Origin of the sequence: Tsukamurella paurometabola, assembly GCF_900631615.1 — a bacterium.
Taxonomy (GTDB): domain Bacteria; phylum Actinomycetota; class Actinomycetes; order Mycobacteriales; family Mycobacteriaceae; genus Tsukamurella; species Tsukamurella paurometabola_A.
On the sequence record NZ_LR131273.1, the window covers coordinates 3540932 to 3558268 of the forward strand.

The window sequence follows — 17337 nt, forward strand, 5'->3', positions numbered from 1 at the left end:
CGCGTGTGGCTCGGCGAGCGGACCGGGCACGACGGATCGTTGTGCGCGTGAACGGCAACGGCGGTGCTGCCGGGTGGGAAGATCCCGGCGATGACCGAAGAGATGAGGCGCTGGGGCGAGTGCGCGGGAGGCGCCCGCTATCTTCCGGCGCAGCCGTGTAGGTATGCGCGCATGATCGGTCGGACCGGTGCGTTCGCGTCGATCGCCGAGCGATGGAACGTGAGCGAGTCGACGAGCCTGAGTAGCTCGTCCACGTCGCTGGCGGAGTGGCGAAGCCCGGCGCGGCGCAGAGCTGCTATCGCGATTCTTCGTGCTGTCGCGTGCACCTCAGAACCGGTCGTCAATTTCGCGTGCAGCGTCGGAGCGTCATGCAACTCGATGATCAGTGCGTACCGCGCGCGCATATCGTCGCGCCGAGACGCGAGCGCTTCGACGAGGGCTGCGAAATGGTCGGCTAGTTCGTCAACGGACAGGGGGGCTGGATCGTGGTCCAGCCGTGTCGCGATTCGTTCGGAGTCGACCAGTGTCGATTCAGCCAGTGCGTCCACGACCAATGTCAGAAGCGCTTCGCGCGTGCGCGCGATGTGGGAGGTCGATCCCGGCGGAAGTCCGGCACTCGCGTCGACTGCGCGATGGGTCAACGCGCGAACGCCATCCTGCGCGAGTATGCCGATCGCACTCCGAGCGACCAGGTCTCGACGGTAGTGCGCGGCCGGTGATCGAGGTGGCATGTCGGGCATGAGCACATGCTACAGATGTAGCGTGTGCTTGACGGCTACGCCTGTAGCATGCGAGAGGAGAGGTGGCATGTTCGTTGAATTCCTGCCCGACCGTGATCTGTACCCCTTCGAGTCTCGGTGGTGTGAGACCGATGCCGGAAGAGTGCACTACGTGGACGAGGGGCAAGGCCCTGTCCTGCTCTTCTGTCATGGGACGCCGACCTGGAGTTTTCTGTACCGCCGAATCATCTCCGTCCTCCGGGTGCGATATCGCTGCATCGCCGTCGACAATCTCGGATTCGGTCTATCGGAGCGTCCCTACGGGTACGGCTACACGATCCCTGCACTGTCGAGCGTGCTCGGTCGCCTGGTGGACCGGCTCGACCTGAATGACTTCGTCGTCGTCGGACACGATTGGGGTGGACCGATCGCATTGGGCGCGGCGGTGGAGCGTGCCGACCGAGTGCGTGGCGTCGTTCTTGCGAACACCACGTACTGGCCGAATCGAGCACTCTCGAAACGTCTGTTCAGCGCAGCGATGAGTTCCGGTTTTGCGCAACGACAGATCCTCGAGAAGAATCTCATGATCGACCGGGTTCTGGTCTCCGAGGTGGGGCGGTTGGTCACTCGCCGGGAGGTCGAGCACTACCGCGGGGTACAGCCGAACCCAGCAGCACGCGTCGCCTTGGCGGTCATGCCCAAGGAGATCCGGGACGCCCGACCCTTTCTCGGTCGGCTCGAGCGGTCGGTGCCCACGGCTCTCGGTCAGAAGCCCGCGCTCGCGATCTGGGGGATGCGCGACCCGGTGTTCCGGCCGCATGCGTATCTGCCGCAGGTGCGTCGGGACTTCGCGGATATCGAGTTTGTGGAGATCGCCGCTGCCGGCCATGCAGTTCAGGAGTTCGCACCGGGTCGCTTCGCGGCGGCCATCGCGCGACGATTCCCGCCCTCGTAGGAGTCCCGGATCGTGGCCGCTGCTCGGAGTTCACGCGGAGCCGTGATCATGCGGGTGCCGACGCGAGTAGGTGTTCGTGTACGGCTGTCCCGTGAGATCGCCTATCGCCCTCATTGTCAGGTCTGTCGCGCCACGGATCCCGTGCTCGTCGATGAGGCCGCCGATGTCGAGCGGTACGCCGAACCGCACACTCACGCCACCCCGTCGGATCGATCGTCGCGGGCCGGGCGGGTTGACGGTGTCCGTGCCACTCAATCCCACCGGTACGACGAGTGTGCCCGGCACCTGTTGGGCGACCCGCGCCAGTCCGGTGTGTCCCCGGTGGAGGTGTCCGTCGGGGGAGCGAGTGCCCTCGGGATAGATTCCCCAGGCGCCGCCCCGTCGGAGGTGCTCGACCGCCGCGTCCAGCGCGGCGGTGTCGCCACCCGATCGGTCGACGGGGATCTGCCCCGCCGTTTGGAAGAACCAGCGCGATAGTCGACCGCGGATGCCGGTGCCGGTGAAGTACTCCGACTTCGCCAGGAAGGCGATTTCCCTTGGCGTTACGAGAGGAAGGATCAGGGAGTCGACCTCCGCGAGGTGGTTCGCCGCCAGGATCACCGGACCGCGGCGAGGAATGTTCTCGACACCGACCGTCTCGACGTGAACCACGGCGCGCAGCGCGGGACCGATCAATACGTGCTTGTACAGGGCGTAGAACACGGCAGCCTCCTCCATCTCGTAGACATTGTCTACGGCGGCGCTTGCCAGCATGCCCGAAGGCGTAGACACTGTCAACGTGGATGCGACGCGCGAAACCCTGATTCGGGTCGGAACGGCGATGGTGGACGCGGACGGCATCGCTGCGGTGGGGGTCCGGTCCGTCGCGGCGGCGGCGGGGCTGTCCCACGGAGCCCCACGGAGGTATTTCCCGACGCTCGCCGCACTGCTCGCCGCCATCGCCAGGGAGGGGGTCGACGACCTCGATCGCGCGCTGGCACCGGCCCTGGCACGCGGCGTCGGCGACGCGGCGGTCGCGTACTGGCGCTTCTCCGTGGAACGCCCGCACATGTTTGATCTGATCTTCCGGCACGATCTCCTCGGCGGTGCCGGGGGAGACCTCCGCGAAGTCACCCGACCCTGGATCGACGCGCTGGCGGAACGCCTCGACGGCATCGATCGCGCGATCGAACTCTGGTCGGCGATCCACGGTCTCTGCGTCCTCGCCCGTACTGCGGCGATCGCCTCCGCGGGGATCACCGTGGACGAGGGCTACGTCCGTGCCGTCGCCGAACGCCTCGCGGCCGCCTGAACGGACGGCACCGCCCGCCCCTGGGAATCAGGAGCGGGCGGCGTCGTGAGAAGTGCTGCGACTCAGTACTTGCCGAAGGCCAGCGCCACGTCGTGGCCGCCGAAGCCGAACGAGTTGTTCAGCGCGTACTTGTAGTCGCCCTTGCGTGCCTCGCCGTGTACCACGTCGAGCTCGATCTCGGGGTCCTGGTTGTCCAGGTTGAGGGTCGGCGGGATGATGCCGTCGCGCAGCGACAGCACCGTCAGGGCGGCCTCGAGGGCGCCGACGGCGCCGATCGAGTGGCCCAGCGCGCCCTTCGGGGCGTAGATCGCCGCGTCGGTGCCGACGACCGCGTTGATGGCCTTGGCCTCGGCGGTGTCGCCGATCGGGGTCGCGGTGGCGTGCGCGTTGATGTAGTCGATATCCTCGCGCGTCAGGCCGGCGGTCTCCATGGCGCGCTTCATGGCGCGGGCGGCGCCGCCGCCCTCCACGTCGGGGGAGACCATGTGGTAGCCGTCGGAGGTGATGCCGGCGCCGAGCAGGCGCGCGATGGGCTTCGCGCCGCGGGCGAGGGCGTGCTCCTCGGTCTCGATGATCATCAGCGTCTGCGCCTCGCCGAAGACGAAGCCGTCGCGGTCCTTGTCGAACGGGCGCGACGCGGCCAGCGGATCGTCGTTGCGGGTCGAGAGAGCGCGCATCATCGCGAACGGGGCGATGACGGGGCTGTCGATCCGGCCCTCGATGCCGCCGCAGACCGCGATGTCGGCATCGCCCAGGACGATCTGGCGCCAGGCGTGGGCGATGGCCTCGTTGCCGGTCGAGCAGGCCGAGACGGGGGCGATGGCGCCCGCCCGGGCGCCGATCTCCAGGGCGGAGACGGCGCAGGCGCCGTTCGGCATGGCCATCTGCACGGTGAACGGAGAGACCTTGCGGACGCCGTGATCGCGGAGCGCGTCGACGGCCTCGACCATCGACTCGCCGCCGCCGAGGCCGGTGCCGACGACCGCGGCGAGGCGGGTCGGATCGACATCCGGGCGGCCCGCGTTATCCCACAGGCGCTTGGTGATCACGTGCGCGGCCTGCTCGACGTAGGACATGCGGCGCTTGCTGACGTGCTGCTTGCTGATGTCGCCCGCGTACTTGCGGTCCGGACGCTCGGGCACCTCGGAGGTGGGGTCCTCGAGCAACTGTCCGCCGAAGCGGACCGGGAGGTCGGCGATGTCGACGCCGATGAAGTCGCCCTTGAGCTCGCGAATGCCGCTCTTGCCGGCCAGAAGGCCCGCCCATGTGGACTCGGTGTCGGTGCCGATCGAGGTGGTCATCTCGATCGCGGTGACCACGACGTTGGGGAACTGCCCGCCGAGCGTGCTGAAACTCCGGATGTCTGCCATGCCCTCCATGAAACAGGATGGAAACGTGCATCCGGCTGTTCTCAGGTGAGAACTTCACAGCCGTCTCTTGTGGGATCGTCACGAACCGTTCGGTTCACCCTCAGTCGTCGTCGGCCCCACGGTCGATCCGCAGCACGCCGTCGACGCCGCCGAGCGCGGCGCCGGCCTCGGTGACGCCGCGGCCCACCAGCGATAACGCGACGGTCACCTGCCGGTCCGCCGTCACCTCGTCGGCCGGCCCGTCGACCACGGTGAGGGAGGCCACAGTCCATCCGCGGCGCGAGCACGCCGACAGGACCTCCCGCAGGACGCCGGCCCCGTCGCGATAGGTGAGGGTGACACCGCGCTCGGCGGTGCCCCGTGCCGCGACCATGCGCCCGAGCGGGGTGAAGCCGAGCACCGCGACGAAGTGGAGAGCCGTGACCGCGACGGCGAGGATCTCGAGCCCCGCGCCCGCGGCCATGCCGATCGCGGCGGTCTCCCACACCGCTGCGGCGGTGGTGAGGCCGCGGATCGCGCCGCGCCGCGTGATGATCAACCCCGCGCCGAGGAAGCCGATACCGGAGACGATCTGCGCTGCGACGCGCGACGGGTCGAGCACCACGGTCCCCGCTGCGAGAACGTTGCCGAACCCGTACTTGCTGACCAGGAGGATGAGTGCGGACGTGGTGCCGACGATCGCCTGGGTACGGAGCCCGGCGCTCTTGCCGCGGAACTCGCGCTCCAGCCCGACCACGGTGGACAGGCAGAACGCGAGAACCAGCTGCTCGATCTGGCGCCAGCCCTGACCGGCGCTGATCCATGAGTCCGCGAGCGTGCTCACACTTCCATGGTGCTCCCGATCGGCGCCGACGCAACCGTTTTCCGGTCGGGCGGCATGAACGTCGCCGCCACCGCCGCGAGGCCGATGGCGAAGCAGAGGAGCGCGAACGGCAGGTTCCCGACGGGGTCGCCGGCCTCGGTCGCCCCGCCCTCGGCACCCAGGAAGGCGGGCAGGGCCGTCGCCCACAGCACGGCGAAGACCGCCAGGTACGCCGTGGCGTACGCCTGGACCAGGCGGTTGCGGTGCGCCGGGACCGACGGTGCGCCGGGCGCGGGGGACAGGCACCGTCGGAGCGCGAACAGCGCGGCCCCGGTCATGAGGGCCAGTTCCACGGCGTAGACGGTGCCGCGCACCGTGTCGCCGGCCAGCCCCAGGACCGTCGCAGGCAGGGGCAGCACGAACGTGCCCACCGACGCCGCGAGCCCGACGACGACGGTGCGCCACACCAGCTGCGGACCGGTGAACCGCGCGCCCGCGTCCACGTGGCGCCCGACCATGAACTGCACGCACAGTGCCAACGACATCGGCCACAGCGCCGCGAAGACCACGACCGAGCCCATCGGGACCGAGGCGAAGAAGGGCAGGTTGATCGGGTTGTCGGGCGCCCACTCCCACCAGCGGAGCTGTGGGCCGAGATGGTCGAAGACCTCGTAGAAGGCGCCGTGTACGAGCCCGACGGTGCACGCGCCGAGGACGATCCCGCACCGCCGGAAGACGCCGAGCATGCGGACGATCTCGAACGACATCGTCGCCATCATCGGATAGATCGCGACGATGTACAGCGGCAGCCTGCCCCAGAGGAATTCGACCGTGAACAGGTTGTGCGCGAACATCGTGTCCACGTACTCGTCGATGCCGAAGGCGCCGGGGAAGTAGAGCGGCGGCTCGATGACGAACAGGTAAGCGGTCGCGCCGAACCAGACGGCCAGGTTCGTCGCGTCGCCCGCGCGCCACCTGCGGATCGCGTGGATCAGCATGAGGATCGAACCGGCGATGATCGTCAGCTCCAACACCGGGAGCGTCCAGTTCTCCAGGGCTAGGGGACTGCGGACGGAGACGAGCCCGCCGGTGTCCTCGCAGGTGAAGCCCATTCGGCGCGCGAGCGCGTCGAAGGTCGGAGTGCACAGGTCCATCCGTCAGACCCCGATCGCCGCGTCGGAGGCGTACCACCGAGTGCAGTCGACTCCGCTGTCGTAGCGGCGCAACCATTCGCCGGCGAGGGCGGGCAGATTCTCGTGCGCGGGGTCGTGCAGCGGCATCTGGCTGCGAATGATGCCCTTGAGCGCGACGGCCTGCTCGGCCTTGGGGAGCACGTCGAAGGCGCGGGGCATCGCTCCCTTCGTCAGGTGCGGCGCCACCGCGACGAGCATCTTCTGCTTGAGCCGGTACCGGCCGAACATCGAGAGCGCGTCGACCTGCCGGTCCTTCAGCGGAACGTGCTGATTGAAACCGGCGCACGCGATGCGGATCACCTTGAGCACGTGGGCGAAGACCGACGGGGCCATGCGCATCCGGTACACCTCGCTGCCCACGATCGCGTTGTAGATGATGAGGGCGGAGCTGCGGTGCTCCACCTCCTCGACGAAGTGCCACAGGAACATCGACGCCACGCGATCGTCACCCGGCCGGAACAGCGTCGCCTCGTTGTCGAGCATGAGTTTGAAGACCGGGGTGAACGTCGCCTCGAGGTCGGCCGTGTACGCGAGTCGGTAGTCGGTGGAGGTGGCCTCGGTGAGGAGGTCGAACTCGCCGATCACCGCGTCGAGGGTGTTCTCGAGGCCGGGGTACTGCGCGATGAGGGCCTGCACGTGCCTGCGGTGCGCCGTCGAGTGGTGCCCCTCCTGCTGCATGAACGCCGTCGCCTCGGCGGCCACCGCGGGGTCGGCGAACTCCTTGCGCAGCTGCAGGATCAGCTTGACGATCATCTTCTCGAAGCCGACGGCGAGGAAGGAGACCGCGTTCATCATCGACGAGAAGGCGGGATTGTCGGGGTTCCACAGGAAGGGCACGGATGCCTCGTCGAAATGGAAGTCCATCTTGCGGGGGTGCAGGTCCGTCATGGTGTGAACATACACATAGAACAGGTTCTGTATGTTGAGAACGCGCGAAGCTGTAGCCTGGGGCGATGGCACGCAGGGGATGGGGTGGCTCGCCGCCGGCCGGCGACGAGGAGGCCGCGGCGCGCATCGTCGCCGCCGCCGTCGAGCTGATCGGCGAGCGCGGCACCACGTCGATCGCGGAGGTCGCCGACGCTCTCGGCGTGATCCGGCAGACCGTCTACCGGTATTTCCCGACGGTGGATGCGCTGCTCCAGGCCGCTGCGGTCCAGGCCGTCGGTGCCTTCCTCGACCGCCTCGCCGCGCACGTGCGAGGCATCGGCGACCCCGCCGACGCCGTCGTCGAGGGCATCGTCTTCACGCTGGACCAGGTGCCCCGCGCTCCGCATCTCCGGCTCATGCTGGCCGGGGAGCACTCGCACACCGAGGCCATCGCCTCCGGGCAGGCGATGGCCTTCGGGATGACGATGATCCGCCGCTTCGACGTCGACTGGCCCGCCCACGGCTACGACGAGGCGCGGCTGCGCGAACTCGTCGAGTTCCAGCTGCGCATCATGCAGTCCTTCTTCATCTCGCCGGGTGATCCGGCGCGCACTCCCGACGAACTGCGTTCCTATCTCCGCCGGTGGGTCGCACCCGCCGTCGACCTGCGCTGCAACCCCGCTGCAACTCTTGACTCGTAGTGTTCCAGATCACACCGGCAAGACCCGTCGGTGAAACACGCCGATCCGATTCCGGAAACACGCCGGGAACAGGATCGACCGTGATCAGGAAGGCCCACATGAGTACAGAGCGCCAGGCGCCGCAGCAGATCCACCACGACGGGGTGGACGCCACTATCGAGTCCGACGACTACCTCGCCAAACGCACCCTCCGGTCGGGTTCCGCCGGCTGGGTGCTGCTGGCGGGCCTGGGCGTGAGTTACGTGATCTCCGGCGACTACGCCGGGTGGAACAACGGGCTCGCGCAGGGCGGCTGGGGCGGCCTCGCCATCGCCGCGGTGATCATCGCGGGGATGTACCTCGCGATGGTGCTCGGCATGGCCGAGATGTCCTCGGCACTGCCCGCCGCCGGCGGCGGCTACACCTTCGCCCGCCGCGCGATGGGCCCCTGGGGCGGATACGCCACGGGCATCGCGATCCTCATCGAGTACTCCATCGCTCCCGCGGCGATCGCGACGTTCATCGGCGCCTACGTCGATTCGCTGAACCTGTTCGGGATCACCGACGGCTGGTGGGTGTACCTGTTCGTCTACGCGCTGTTCATCGGCATCCACCTCACCGGCGCCGGCGAGGCGCTCAAGGCGATGTTCCTGATCACCGCGATCGCCCTGGTGGGCCTGGTGATCTTCGCGGTCTTCGCCATCGGGAAGTTCGACGCCCACAACCTGACCGACATCGCCGCCTCCGATGCCGTGGGCGCGTCGAGCTGGCTCCCGCACGGTTACCTCGGCATCTGGGCCGCGGTGCCGTTCGCGATCTGGTTCTTCCTCGCCATCGAGGGCGTCCCGCTCGCCGCGGAGGAGGCCCGCGAACCCGAGAAGAACGTCCCGCGCGGCATCATCGTCGCGATGTGCGTCCTGGTCGTCACCGGCGCGACGGTCTTCTTCCTCGCCCCGGGTGCCGTCGGCGCGCAGGCGATGTCGGAATCCGGCAACCCGCTCGTCGAGGCCCTCGGCGACGGCACCGCGTCGAAGCTGGTCAACTACATCGGCCTGGCCGGCCTGGTCGCGAGCTTCTTCTCCATCATGTACGCCTACTCGCGCCAGACCTTCGCGCTCTCCCGCGCCGGCTACCTGCCGAAGAGCCTGTCGGTCACCAACGCCCGCAAGGCCCCCGTCCTCGCGCTGATCGTCCCCGGCGTGATCGGTTTCGCCCTCTCGCTCACGGGCAAGGGCGCGATGCTGCTCAACATGGCGGTCTTCGGCGCGGCCCTGAGCTACGTGCTGATGATGATCAGTCACATCGTGCTGCGCCGCCGCGAGCCCGACATGCCCCGGCCGTACCGAACCCCCGGTGGCATCGTCACCACCTCGTTCGCGCTGGTCATCGCCTGCGCCGCCGTGGTCGCGACCTTCCTCGTGGACCCGACGGCGGCGGGCCTGACGCTCGCCGCGTTCGCCGCCTTCCTGGTGTACTTCGGCGTGTACAGCCGCCACCACCTCGTGGCCAACTCGCCGGACGAGGAGTTCGCCGCGCTCGCCGACGCCGAGCGGGACCTGCAGTGAGGCGCACCCGCGCGGCACTGTTCGCCGCGGCGGCCCTGGCACTCGCCCCGATCGCCGGCTGCACGACGAACGACGCGCAGGACACGGCCGCCGAGTGCCGCACCCTCGCGCCGGACGCCGGCTGGTACGGCGACAACCACGACCGCCTGCAGAAACTGATCGCCGAGCGCGGCCACTGCGGCGCCGCCCACGACGGTGCGGCCCCCGTCGCCCTGTTCGACTGGGACAACACCGTGGTGCGCAACGACATCGGCTCCGCGACCGCCTACTGGATGATCCGGACCGGCAAGATCCGGCAGCCCGCGAACGGCGACTGGCGGACGACCAGCCGCTACCTCGCCCCCGAAGCGGCGCAGGCCCTCGCCGAGGCGTGCCCGACCGCGCTCGCCGCGCCGGGGGCGCCGCTGCCGACGGACCGCGACACCCGGTGCGCCGACGCGCTCGTCTCGATCGTCGACGACGGGGAGATCGGCGGGAGCCCCGCCTTCGCCGGCTACGACCACCGCCGCATGGAGCCCGCCTACGCGTGGGTGGTCCAGCTCATGGCCGGCTACACCGAGGCGGAGATCGAGGACTTCGCGAAGGCGGCCCGCACGGAGGCACTGGCGGCCGCCGAGGGGACGACGCAGCGCGTCGGCACCATCGAGGTGGCCGCGTGGGTGCGCTACTACACCCAGATCAAGGACCTCATCGGGACACTCGTCGCCAACGGCTTCGACGTCCGGATCATCTCCGCGTCGGCGCAGCCGGTCGTCCGCGCCTGGGCGCCGGAGGTCGGGCTCGGCCCGGACAAGCTGATCGGGATCCGCCCCGTCGTGTCCGACGGGAAGATCGTCCCGCACCTGCGGGGCTGCGGCGACGTACCGGACGGCGACGACTCGATGATCAACTACATCGACGGCAAGCGCTGCCTGGTCAACCAGGAGGTCCTCGGCATCACCGGGGCGCAGGCCTGGCGGCAGGCGCCGGAGGCCCGACGGCAGGTGCTCTCCGCCGGCGACTCGGTCACCGACCTCACGTTCCTCGGCGACGCGACCGGCCTACGGCTCGTGATCAACCGCAACGTCCCCGAGCTGATGTGCACGGCGTACGCCGACGCAGACGGCAAGTGGCTCGTGAACCCCATGTTCATCGAGCCGAAGCCGCAGGCGAAGCCCTACGCGTGCGCGACCGCGGGTACCGACGCCGCCGGAGCGAAGGTGCCGGTCCGCGGCGCGGACGGCGCCCCGTTGGGGTCCGTCGCCGATACCGTCTACTAGAAGCCACGTCTGAAAACGGAGCAATCATGATCCGCACCCAATCCGTGCGCGGGGAGACCTTCACCTTCACCTCGATGGCCGACCTGCTGGCCAAGGCCACGCCCCTGCGCTCCGGCGACCAGCTCGCCGGCTGCGCGGCGGCCTCCGACGCCGAGCGGGCCGCCGCGAAGTGGGCACTCGCCGAGGTGCCGCTGACGGCGCTGCTCGAGGAACTCGTCGTACCGTACGAGTCCGACGAGGTCACCCGCCTCATCATCGACAGCCACGACCGGGCGGCGTTCGCGCCGATCGCGCATCTCACCGTCGGTGACCTCCGGGACCTCCTGCTGCGGATCGCCGTCGCCGACGATGCCGGTGCCCGCCTCGCCGCGCTCGGCCCGGCCCTCACCCCGGAGATGGTCGCGGCGGTCAGCAAGCTGATGCGCAACCAGGACCTCATCGCCGTCGCGCGGGCGGTCCGCGTCACCGCGGGATTCCGCACGACGGTCGGCCTGCCGGGCACACTGGCGACGCGCCTGCAGCCCAACCACCCGACCGACGATCCGCGGGGCATCGCCGCGGCGACCCTCGACGGGCTGCTCCTCGGTTGCGGCGACGCGGTGATCGGGATCAACCCCGCCACCGACTCGCCGCACGCGACCTCCGACCTGCTGCACCTGCTCGACGAGGTGCGCACCCGCTTCGACATCCCCACCCAGTCGTGCGTGCTCAGCCACGTGACGACGACGCTGGGGCTCATCGAGCAGGGCGCCCCGGTCGACCTCGTCTTCCAGTCGATCGCCGGTACCGAGGGCGCGAACTCCGCGTTCGGCGTCACGCTCGGCCTGCTCGACGAGGCGAACGCCGCGGCGCGCGAGCTGGGGCGCGGCACCGTCGGGAACAACGTCATGTACCTGGAGACCGGGCAGGGTTCCGCGCTGTCCTCCGGCACGCACCTCGGGACCGACGGTGCTCCCGTCGACCAGCAGACCCTCGAGACCCGCGCCTACGCGGTGGCCCGGCACCTCGACCCGCTCCTGGTGAACACCGTCGTCGGCTTCATCGGGCCCGAGTACCTCTACGACGGCAAGCAGATCACGCGCGCCGGCCTCGAGGACCACTTCTGCGGCAAGCTCCTGGGCCTGCCGATGGGCGTCGACGTCTGCTACACCAACCACGCCGAGGCCGATCAGGACGACATGGACGACCTGCTCACGCTGCTCGCCGTCGCGGGGGTGTCGTTCGTCATCACCGTGCCCGGTGCCGACGACGTGATGCTCGGCTACCAGTCGCTCGCCTTCCACGACGCGCTCTACGTGCGCCGCGCCCTCGGCCTGCGGCCCGCGCCGGAGTTCGACGCCTGGCTCGCCCGGCAGGGGATGACCGACGAGTCCGGCGGCCTCCGCGACGTGGCCGTCGAGGCGTCCCCGTTGCGCGAACTCGCGGCGGGGGTCCCGCGGTGAGCGCGCCCGAGCGGTCCGAGGACCCGTTCTGGGACGCCCTGCGTACCACCACCCAGTCGCGGATCGGGCTGGGGCGCACCGGTGATGCCCTTCCCACGCGGCGCGTGCTCGAGTTCGCGGCGGCGCACGCCGCAGCCCGCGACGCGGTCCACCAGCCGCTCGACGCCGACGACCTCCTCGCCCGCGCCCGGGACCTGGGCATCGGCGAGCCCGTCGTCGTCACCAGCCGGGCCACCGACCGCGGGGAGTACCTGCGGCGGCCCGACCTGGGCCGGGCGCCCGCCGACCTGACGGGCCTCAGCCCGCTGCCCGACGGCGTCGCCGACGTCGCCCTCGTGCTCGCCGACGGCCTCTCGCCCCGCGCGCTCACCGATCACGGCGTCGCCTTGGCTGCGGCGATCCTCGCAGCTCTGCCGGCCGACGTGACGGTCGCGCCGCCGGTGATCGCCACCCAGGCCCGCGTCGCGCTGGGCGATCACGTCGCCCGCGCGCTCGGCGCCCGGACCCTGCTCGTGCTCATCGGGGAGCGGCCCGGCCTCTCGGTGGCGGACAGCCTCGGGATCTACCTCACCCACCGTGCCGACCCGGAGGACTTCGGCGCGGGGGTCACCGACGCGCACCGCAACTGCATCTCCAACATCCACCCACCCGAGGGCCTCGGCTACGCCGATGCAGCCCGCATCGCGGCGGGGCTCGTCGTGGGCGCGCGGCGGCTCGGCCGCTCCGGCGTCGACCTCAAGGACACCTCCCGCGCCGAGCTGGAAGGCGCTGACCTGCGCGGACTAGACTGAGCGCAGCGGAACGAAGGAGAACCACCATGATCGGCAAGCGCATCCAGGAGAACATCGAGGCCGTCACCAGGATCGCGGCGGACTCCGTGCGCAAGTCCGGTGAGATCCTGGAGGGCGCCGGCGCGGCGCTGCAGGGGGATGTCAAGGGCGGCGCGAGCCGCATCGCCACCGGCGCGGCGGGGATCGCGACGTCCGCCGCCACCGAGGGCGTCAAGCTCGCCGGGGACAACCTGGCCGCGGCCCGCGAAGCCGCCGATGCGGTCGCCGACCGGGTGACCCGCAAGGACTGATCACCGCGCGGTCCTGCGATAGCCGCCCGGCGTGAAGCCGAGGACCTTCCGGAAGTCGCGGACCAGGTGCGGCTGGTCGGCGTACCCGAGATCCGCGGCGATCTGCGCGACCGTGGTGCCGGGTTCGGTGCTCAGCAGGTGCGCCGCCTGGTGCAGCCGCCTGCGGTGGATCAACGCGAGGGGTGTCAACCCCACGTAGCGGCGGGTGAGGCGTTGCGCGGTCCGCGGCGAGACGCCGATCGCCGCCGCCGCGTCCTCCACCGTGAGGATCGCCTCGTCCTCCTCGATCGCGACCACCAGCCGATTGGCGAGCGCGGCGTCGTCGGACACCGTCGGAACGCGTGCCGTGAGCCAGGACTCGACGGCGAGGCACGCGCTCGCGAGGTCGCCGTTCCCCATCGCCGCGGCGACGTCCGCGTGCAGCTCCGGCGCGTCGACCACCGGATACTCGTTGAGGATCGAGCGCGCGTCCGCGGTGACGGCCGGTGTCGCCGCGGGCCGCAGCAGCGCGCCGACCGCCCAGCCCGTGCCTACGAGGTCGCGGTGGGACCGGACCGTGGTCGCGCCCGCCAGGCCGACCAGTTCCGTCTCGACCACCAGATTGAGCGCCGGGTACGCGAGCACGTCCTGCCGCGACGTACGGCCGGGCGCGATCTCCCATTGCGAGATCCAGAACCAGCGGACCAGCGCGTCCGCGGCGGGGGAGGGCGGCCGGCGTTCGAAGGTGGGCAGCTGCGCCGGGTAGAGGATGCCGCGGGAGTTCACGGAATCGATCGTAGGCGCGAGGGCTGTCGCGAATGTTCAATCGACGGGCCGTGGTGCGCCCGTAGCGTTTCGGGCATGACAGAGAACATCACCGCCGCGAACGGCGTACACACCACCAACGGAGTCCCGCACTCCTTCAGCTCACTGACGCCCTTCCTCGCGATCCGGGACGCGAAGGGGGCCATCGACTTCTACACCTCCGTCCTCGGGGCCCGGCCGCTGGGCGTCACGGAGATGGGCGGCGTCGTCGTGCACGCCGAACTCGACTTCGGGCAGGGCCGCCTCCAGCTCGGGGAACCCAACGACCAGTTCGGCCTGGTCGCGCCCCCGGACGGCGACGCGGACTGCTACTCGCTGGGGCTGTACTGCAGCAACGTCGACGACGTCGTCGCGCGCGCCGAGGCCGCGGGGGCGACGATCCGCGAGCCGGTGGCGAACTTCGTCTCCGGTGACCGGTTCGCCAGCATCCGCGACCCGTTCGGCGTGCGCTGGTCGATCATGACCCGCGTCGAGGACCTCAGCGACGAGGAGAGCGCCGCCCGCGTCGAGGAATGGGCCGCAGCCCAGGGGTGATCCGGCCCAGCGGGCGGGCGGGGCCGCGGCGTCACGCCGCGGCCCCGTCGGCCCGCGCACTGCTTCAGCCCGCGACCTGGGGCGGGATCGGGTCCAGCGGTTGCGGGGTGTCCTGCGGCAACGCCTGGTAGCGAACGTCGGCCTGGCCCGTGGGGTTCGCGTTCGCATCACCGGGGTTGAGCCACTTGAACCGCACGGTGATCTGCCCGGGTTCAGAGGTTCCGACCACCGATGTGTAGGCGTGCGCCTTCGGGGTGGTCGTCCCGGCGTACTTCATCTGGTCGAACAGCAGGATCTGCACGGGCGAGCTTCCCGTTCCGCCCGCCGTATCCAGCCGCACCCAGTTCAGCGTGCAGCCGATCGACGAGCCGCGGGCCGTCGCCTGCCACGACACGCCGGGCAGGGGCGGGGCGACGGTACGGATCGCGGCGTCGATGCGGTCCTGGGGGACGGCCGGGCACGGCGTCGGGGTCGCCGCCGCGGCTCCGGTGCCGACGGTGCCGGCCGCCGCGCCGACGGCCGCCGCGGACAGCGCGAGTGCGATCAGGGGTTTGCGCATGGGGTTCGTTCCTTCCTACCTTGCGGGAGGTCGACACGGTCTCCATCGACACGACAATCGTTCTATCGGGTAACGGTTCCGGCGTGTTACGCGGGCCACGCCTACGCTGAGGGCATGAGCGAGGAACAGGGCAGCTACGTCACCGCGAATCAGCCGTACGAGCGCGACACCCGGTACATCGAAACCAGGATCACCCGCGACGGCCGGGACGGGTACCCGGTGGAACCGGGGCGGTACCGCCTGGTCGCCTCGTACGCGTGCCCGTGGGCCACGCGCACCATCATCGTGCGCCGGCTGCTGGGGCTCGAGGACGCGATCTCCCTCGGCATCGCCGGACCCACGCACGACAAGAGGTCGTGGACCTTCGACCTCGACCCCGGCGGCCTCGACCCCGTCCTCCGGATCCCGCGCCTGCAGGACGCCTACTTCGCGCGGGTTCCCGACTACCCGAAGGGCATCACCGTGCCCGCGATCGTCGACGTGCCGACCGGTGCGGTGGTCACCAACGACTTCCCGCAGATCACCCTCGACTTCGAGCTGGAGTGGGTGGACTTCCACCGGCCCGGCGCCCCGCAGCTCTACCCCGAGGATCTCCGGGGCGAGATCGACGAGGTGAACAAGCTCGTCTACCGCGACGTCAACAACGGTGTGTACCGCTGCGGCTTCGCGGGCTCGCAGGAGTCCTACGACGCGGCCTACGATCAGCTCTTCTCGCGCCTCGACTGGCTCACCGAGCGTCTCGCGACACAGCGGTACCTGGTGGGCGACACCATCACCGAGGCCGACGTACGTCTGTTCACCACGCTGGCCCGGTTCGACCCGGTGTACCACGGCCACTTCAAGTGCAACCGCGAGAAGCTCAGCGAGATGCCGGTGCTGTGGGCCTACGCCCGCGACCTGTTCCAGACCCCGGGGTTCGGCGACTCGACGCACTTCGAGCACATCAAGCGGCACTACTACGAGGTGCACCGCGACATCAACCCGTCGGGCATCGTGCCGAAGGGGCCGGACCTGAAGAACTGGTTCACCGAGCACGGCCGGGAGAAGTTGGGCGGCAGCCCCTTCGGCGCCGGCACCGCTCCCGCGACGCTACCGGTCCCCGCCGGCTGACACTGCGGCGCACGGGTAGTCGCTGTAACCCTCCGCCGTGCGTCCGTAGAGCACGTCCTCACGGATGGCCGCGAGTGGCAGACCCCGCCGAATGCGTTCCACCAGATCGGGGTTCGCGATGAACGCGCGGCCGAAGGAGACCAGATCGGCGCCGTCGGCGAGCGCGCGCTCGGCGGCGGGCGCCGAGGTGGGCGCGCGATTCTCGCCGATATTGGCGATGACGGTGCCGTCGAAGCGCGGCCGCAGGTCCGCCAGCGCCGGGTAGTCGTCGTTGTCGGTGAGGTGCAGGTACATCAGGTCGCGGCGCCCCAACTCCTCGACGAGGCGACGGTAGAGCGCCGCGGGATCGCGTTCGACCATCGAGAACTGCGGGTTGCCGGGCGACAGGCGGATGGCCGTGCGCTCGGCGCCCACGACCTCCGTCACCGCGTCGACCACCTCGAGGGCGAACCGCATCCGGTTCGTCGTGGACCCGCCGTAGCGGTCATCACGAAGGTTGGTGTTGTCGGCGAGGAACTGGTGGATCAGGTAGCTGTTGGCACCATGCAGCTCCACCCCGTCGAATCCCGCCGCCACCGCCCGCCGTGCGGAGGCCGCGTAGTGCGCGATCGTCGCCTCGATGGCGGCGATCGACATCGCCGTGGGGCGCGGCCAGGCCGCCTTCGAGCCGTCGAGCAGGTGCAGTACGTCGCCGTCGGGCACCGCCGACGGTCCCGCGGGCACCGATCCGTCGATCCGTGCGGCGGGGTGTCCCTTGCGGCCGCCGTGCATGAGCTGGGCGACGATCCGGCCGCCCTCGGCGTGGACGGCGTCGACGACCCGCGCCCAGGCGCCCTCGTGACGGTCCGTCGCGAGCCCGGGCACCCACGCCTCGCTCTGACCGGACGAATGCGGCCACATGCCCTCCGTCACGAGGAGGCCGGCACCGGCGCGCTGGCGGTAGTAGTCGGCGACGTCGGCGGTCGGCGAGCCGTCGGGCGTCGAGCGCAGGCGCGTCATCGGCGCCATGACTACCCGGTTGGGGAGGTCGAGGGTGCGGCTGCGGTACGGCGTGAGGAGTGACATGCCCGTACGCTAGAACCTGACACTGATGTGAGGGGCAAGCG

General features: G+C 70.2%; 19 protein-coding genes. 10 read left to right on the forward strand and 9 right to left on the reverse strand.

Going from position 1 to position 17337, the window contains the following annotated elements:
- Positions 1-137 precede the first annotated feature (137 nt).
- Positions 138-740: a TetR/AcrR family transcriptional regulator gene (locus ELY19_RS17715; protein ID WP_227966925.1), complete on the reverse strand. Its 603-nt coding sequence runs from the start codon at positions 738-740 to the stop codon at positions 138-140.
- A gap of 67 nt (positions 741-807) precedes the next feature.
- On the opposite strand from ELY19_RS17715, the gene ELY19_RS17720 reads away from it, so the two are divergent.
- Complete coding sequence (locus ELY19_RS17720; protein WP_126197403.1) at positions 808-1674, forward strand: alpha/beta fold hydrolase; 867 nt, start codon at positions 808-810, stop codon at positions 1672-1674.
- Between the two features lie 30 nt (positions 1675-1704).
- Here the strand turns inward: ELY19_RS17720 and ELY19_RS17725 are convergent, their stop codons facing one another.
- A complete protein-coding gene (locus tag ELY19_RS17725; protein ID WP_227966927.1) occupies positions 1705-2427 on the reverse strand; it encodes a lysophospholipid acyltransferase family protein in 723 nt (240 codons plus the stop codon).
- A gap of 25 nt (positions 2428-2452) precedes the next feature.
- Here ELY19_RS17725 and ELY19_RS17730 point away from each other — a divergent pair, with 25 nt between their 5' ends.
- A complete protein-coding gene (locus ELY19_RS17730) occupies positions 2453-2965 on the forward strand; it encodes a TetR/AcrR family transcriptional regulator (protein ID WP_227966928.1) in 513 nt (170 codons plus the stop codon).
- A gap of 62 nt (positions 2966-3027) precedes the next feature.
- On the opposite strand, the gene ELY19_RS17735 is transcribed toward ELY19_RS17730, so the two are convergent.
- From ELY19_RS17735 to ELY19_RS17750, 4 genes are all read right to left on the reverse strand, one after another.
- Positions 3028-4335, reverse strand: a complete 1308-nt coding sequence (locus ELY19_RS17735; RefSeq protein WP_126197404.1) for a KasA/KasB family beta-ketoacyl-ACP synthase — start codon at positions 4333-4335, stop codon at positions 3028-3030.
- Positions 4336-4435: 100 nt separating this feature from the next.
- Positions 4436-5158, reverse strand: coding sequence for an MgtC/SapB family protein (locus ELY19_RS17740; protein ID WP_126197405.1), 723 nt, complete (start codon positions 5156-5158; stop codon positions 4436-4438).
- Positions 5155-6291, reverse strand: a complete 1137-nt coding sequence (locus ELY19_RS17745) for a DUF7802 domain-containing protein (protein ID WP_126197406.1) — start codon at positions 6289-6291, stop codon at positions 5155-5157. The genes ELY19_RS17740 and ELY19_RS17745 overlap by 4 nt, the downstream gene beginning before the upstream one ends.
- 3 nt (positions 6292-6294) lie before the next feature.
- Positions 6295-7218, reverse strand: a complete 924-nt coding sequence (locus ELY19_RS17750) for a metal-dependent hydrolase (protein WP_126197407.1) — start codon at positions 7216-7218, stop codon at positions 6295-6297.
- A 65-nt stretch (positions 7219-7283) separates the two neighbouring features.
- Between ELY19_RS17750 and ELY19_RS17755 the strand changes: the two genes are divergently transcribed.
- The 6 genes from ELY19_RS17755 (at position 7284) to ELY19_RS17780 (ending at position 13224) form a co-directional block, all read left to right on the forward strand.
- Complete coding sequence (locus tag ELY19_RS17755) at positions 7284-7898, forward strand: TetR/AcrR family transcriptional regulator (RefSeq protein ID WP_126197408.1); 615 nt, start codon at positions 7284-7286, stop codon at positions 7896-7898.
- Positions 7899-7996: 98 nt separating this feature from the next.
- Complete coding sequence (gene eat / locus ELY19_RS17760) at positions 7997-9442, forward strand: ethanolamine permease (RefSeq protein ID WP_126197409.1); 1446 nt, start codon at positions 7997-7999, stop codon at positions 9440-9442.
- Entirely contained in the window at positions 9439-10701 is a 1263-nt protein-coding gene (locus ELY19_RS17765; RefSeq protein ID WP_126197410.1) for an HAD family hydrolase, read from the forward strand. The genes eat and ELY19_RS17765 overlap by 4 nt, the downstream gene beginning before the upstream one ends.
- Positions 10702-10727: 26 nt before the next feature.
- Positions 10728-12143: an ethanolamine ammonia-lyase subunit EutB gene (locus ELY19_RS17770; RefSeq protein ID WP_126197411.1), complete on the forward strand. Its 1416-nt coding sequence runs from the start codon at positions 10728-10730 to the stop codon at positions 12141-12143.
- On the forward strand, positions 12140-12934 hold the full coding sequence (gene eutC / locus ELY19_RS17775; protein WP_126197412.1) for an ethanolamine ammonia-lyase subunit EutC: 795 nt from the start codon (positions 12140-12142) through the stop codon (positions 12932-12934). The genes ELY19_RS17770 and eutC overlap by 4 nt, the downstream gene beginning before the upstream one ends.
- 26 nt (positions 12935-12960) lie before the next feature.
- Complete coding sequence (locus ELY19_RS17780; RefSeq protein WP_126197413.1) at positions 12961-13224, forward strand: Rv1893 family protein; 264 nt, start codon at positions 12961-12963, stop codon at positions 13222-13224.
- On the opposite strand, the gene ELY19_RS17785 is transcribed toward ELY19_RS17780, so the two are convergent.
- A complete protein-coding gene (locus tag ELY19_RS17785) occupies positions 13225-13989 on the reverse strand; it encodes an AraC family transcriptional regulator (RefSeq protein WP_227966930.1) in 765 nt (254 codons plus the stop codon).
- A gap of 75 nt (positions 13990-14064) precedes the next feature.
- Between ELY19_RS17785 and ELY19_RS17790 the strand changes: the two genes are divergently transcribed.
- Positions 14065-14562 (forward strand): VOC family protein, encoded by a 498-nt coding sequence (locus ELY19_RS17790; protein ID WP_126197414.1) that lies wholly within the window; start codon positions 14065-14067, stop codon positions 14560-14562.
- A 64-nt stretch (positions 14563-14626) separates the two neighbouring features.
- Here ELY19_RS17790 and ELY19_RS17795 read toward each other — a convergent pair whose 3' ends face one another.
- Positions 14627-15121 carry an LppP/LprE family lipoprotein gene (locus ELY19_RS17795; RefSeq protein ID WP_126198906.1) on the reverse strand — a complete coding sequence of 165 codons (495 nt, stop codon included), beginning with the start codon at positions 15119-15121 and terminating at the stop codon, positions 14627-14629.
- A gap of 114 nt (positions 15122-15235) precedes the next feature.
- Between ELY19_RS17795 and ELY19_RS17800 the strand changes: the two genes are divergently transcribed.
- On the forward strand, positions 15236-16231 hold the full coding sequence (locus tag ELY19_RS17800; protein ID WP_126198907.1) for a glutathione S-transferase family protein: 996 nt from the start codon (positions 15236-15238) through the stop codon (positions 16229-16231).
- Here the strand turns inward: ELY19_RS17800 and ELY19_RS17805 are convergent.
- Positions 16211-17296 (reverse strand): alkene reductase, encoded by a 1086-nt coding sequence (locus tag ELY19_RS17805; RefSeq protein ID WP_126197415.1) that lies wholly within the window; start codon positions 17294-17296, stop codon positions 16211-16213. The two genes, ELY19_RS17800 and ELY19_RS17805, sit on opposite strands and share 21 nt — an antisense overlap.
- Positions 17297-17337: the final 41 nt, after the last annotated feature.

Excerpts from the sequence above, each read along its gene's own strand:
- ELY19_RS17725 (WP_227966927.1), bottom strand. The coding sequence starts at position 2,427 with ATGCTGGCAAGCGCCGCCGTAGACAATGTCTACGAGATGGAGGAGGCT.
- ELY19_RS17790 (WP_126197414.1), top strand. The coding sequence starts at position 14,065 with ATGACAGAGAACATCACCGCCGCGAACGGCGTACACACCACCAACGGA.
- ELY19_RS17720 (WP_126197403.1), top strand. The coding sequence starts at position 808 with ATGTTCGTTGAATTCCTGCCCGACCGTGATCTGTACCCCTTCGAGTCT.
- ELY19_RS17745 (WP_126197406.1), bottom strand. The coding sequence starts at position 6,291 with ATGGACCTGTGCACTCCGACCTTCGACGCGCTCGCGCGCCGAATGGGC.
- ELY19_RS17715 (WP_227966925.1), bottom strand. The coding sequence starts at position 740 with ATGCCCGACATGCCACCTCGATCACCGGCCGCGCACTACCGTCGAGAC.
- ELY19_RS17770 (WP_126197411.1), top strand. The coding sequence starts at position 10,728 with ATGATCCGCACCCAATCCGTGCGCGGGGAGACCTTCACCTTCACCTCG.
- ELY19_RS17735 (WP_126197404.1), bottom strand. The coding sequence starts at position 4,335 with ATGGCAGACATCCGGAGTTTCAGCACGCTCGGCGGGCAGTTCCCCAAC.
- ELY19_RS17755 (WP_126197408.1), top strand. The coding sequence starts at position 7,284 with ATGGCACGCAGGGGATGGGGTGGCTCGCCGCCGGCCGGCGACGAGGAG.
- ELY19_RS17750 (WP_126197407.1), bottom strand. The coding sequence starts at position 7,218 with ATGACGGACCTGCACCCCCGCAAGATGGACTTCCATTTCGACGAGGCA.
- ELY19_RS17780 (WP_126197413.1), top strand. The coding sequence starts at position 12,961 with ATGATCGGCAAGCGCATCCAGGAGAACATCGAGGCCGTCACCAGGATC.
- ELY19_RS17805 (WP_126197415.1), bottom strand. The coding sequence starts at position 17,296 with ATGTCACTCCTCACGCCGTACCGCAGCCGCACCCTCGACCTCCCCAAC.
- eat (WP_126197409.1), top strand. The coding sequence starts at position 7,997 with ATGAGTACAGAGCGCCAGGCGCCGCAGCAGATCCACCACGACGGGGTG.
- ELY19_RS17795 (WP_126198906.1), bottom strand. The coding sequence starts at position 15,121 with ATGCGCAAACCCCTGATCGCACTCGCGCTGTCCGCGGCGGCCGTCGGC.
- ELY19_RS17800 (WP_126198907.1), top strand. The coding sequence starts at position 15,236 with ATGAGCGAGGAACAGGGCAGCTACGTCACCGCGAATCAGCCGTACGAG.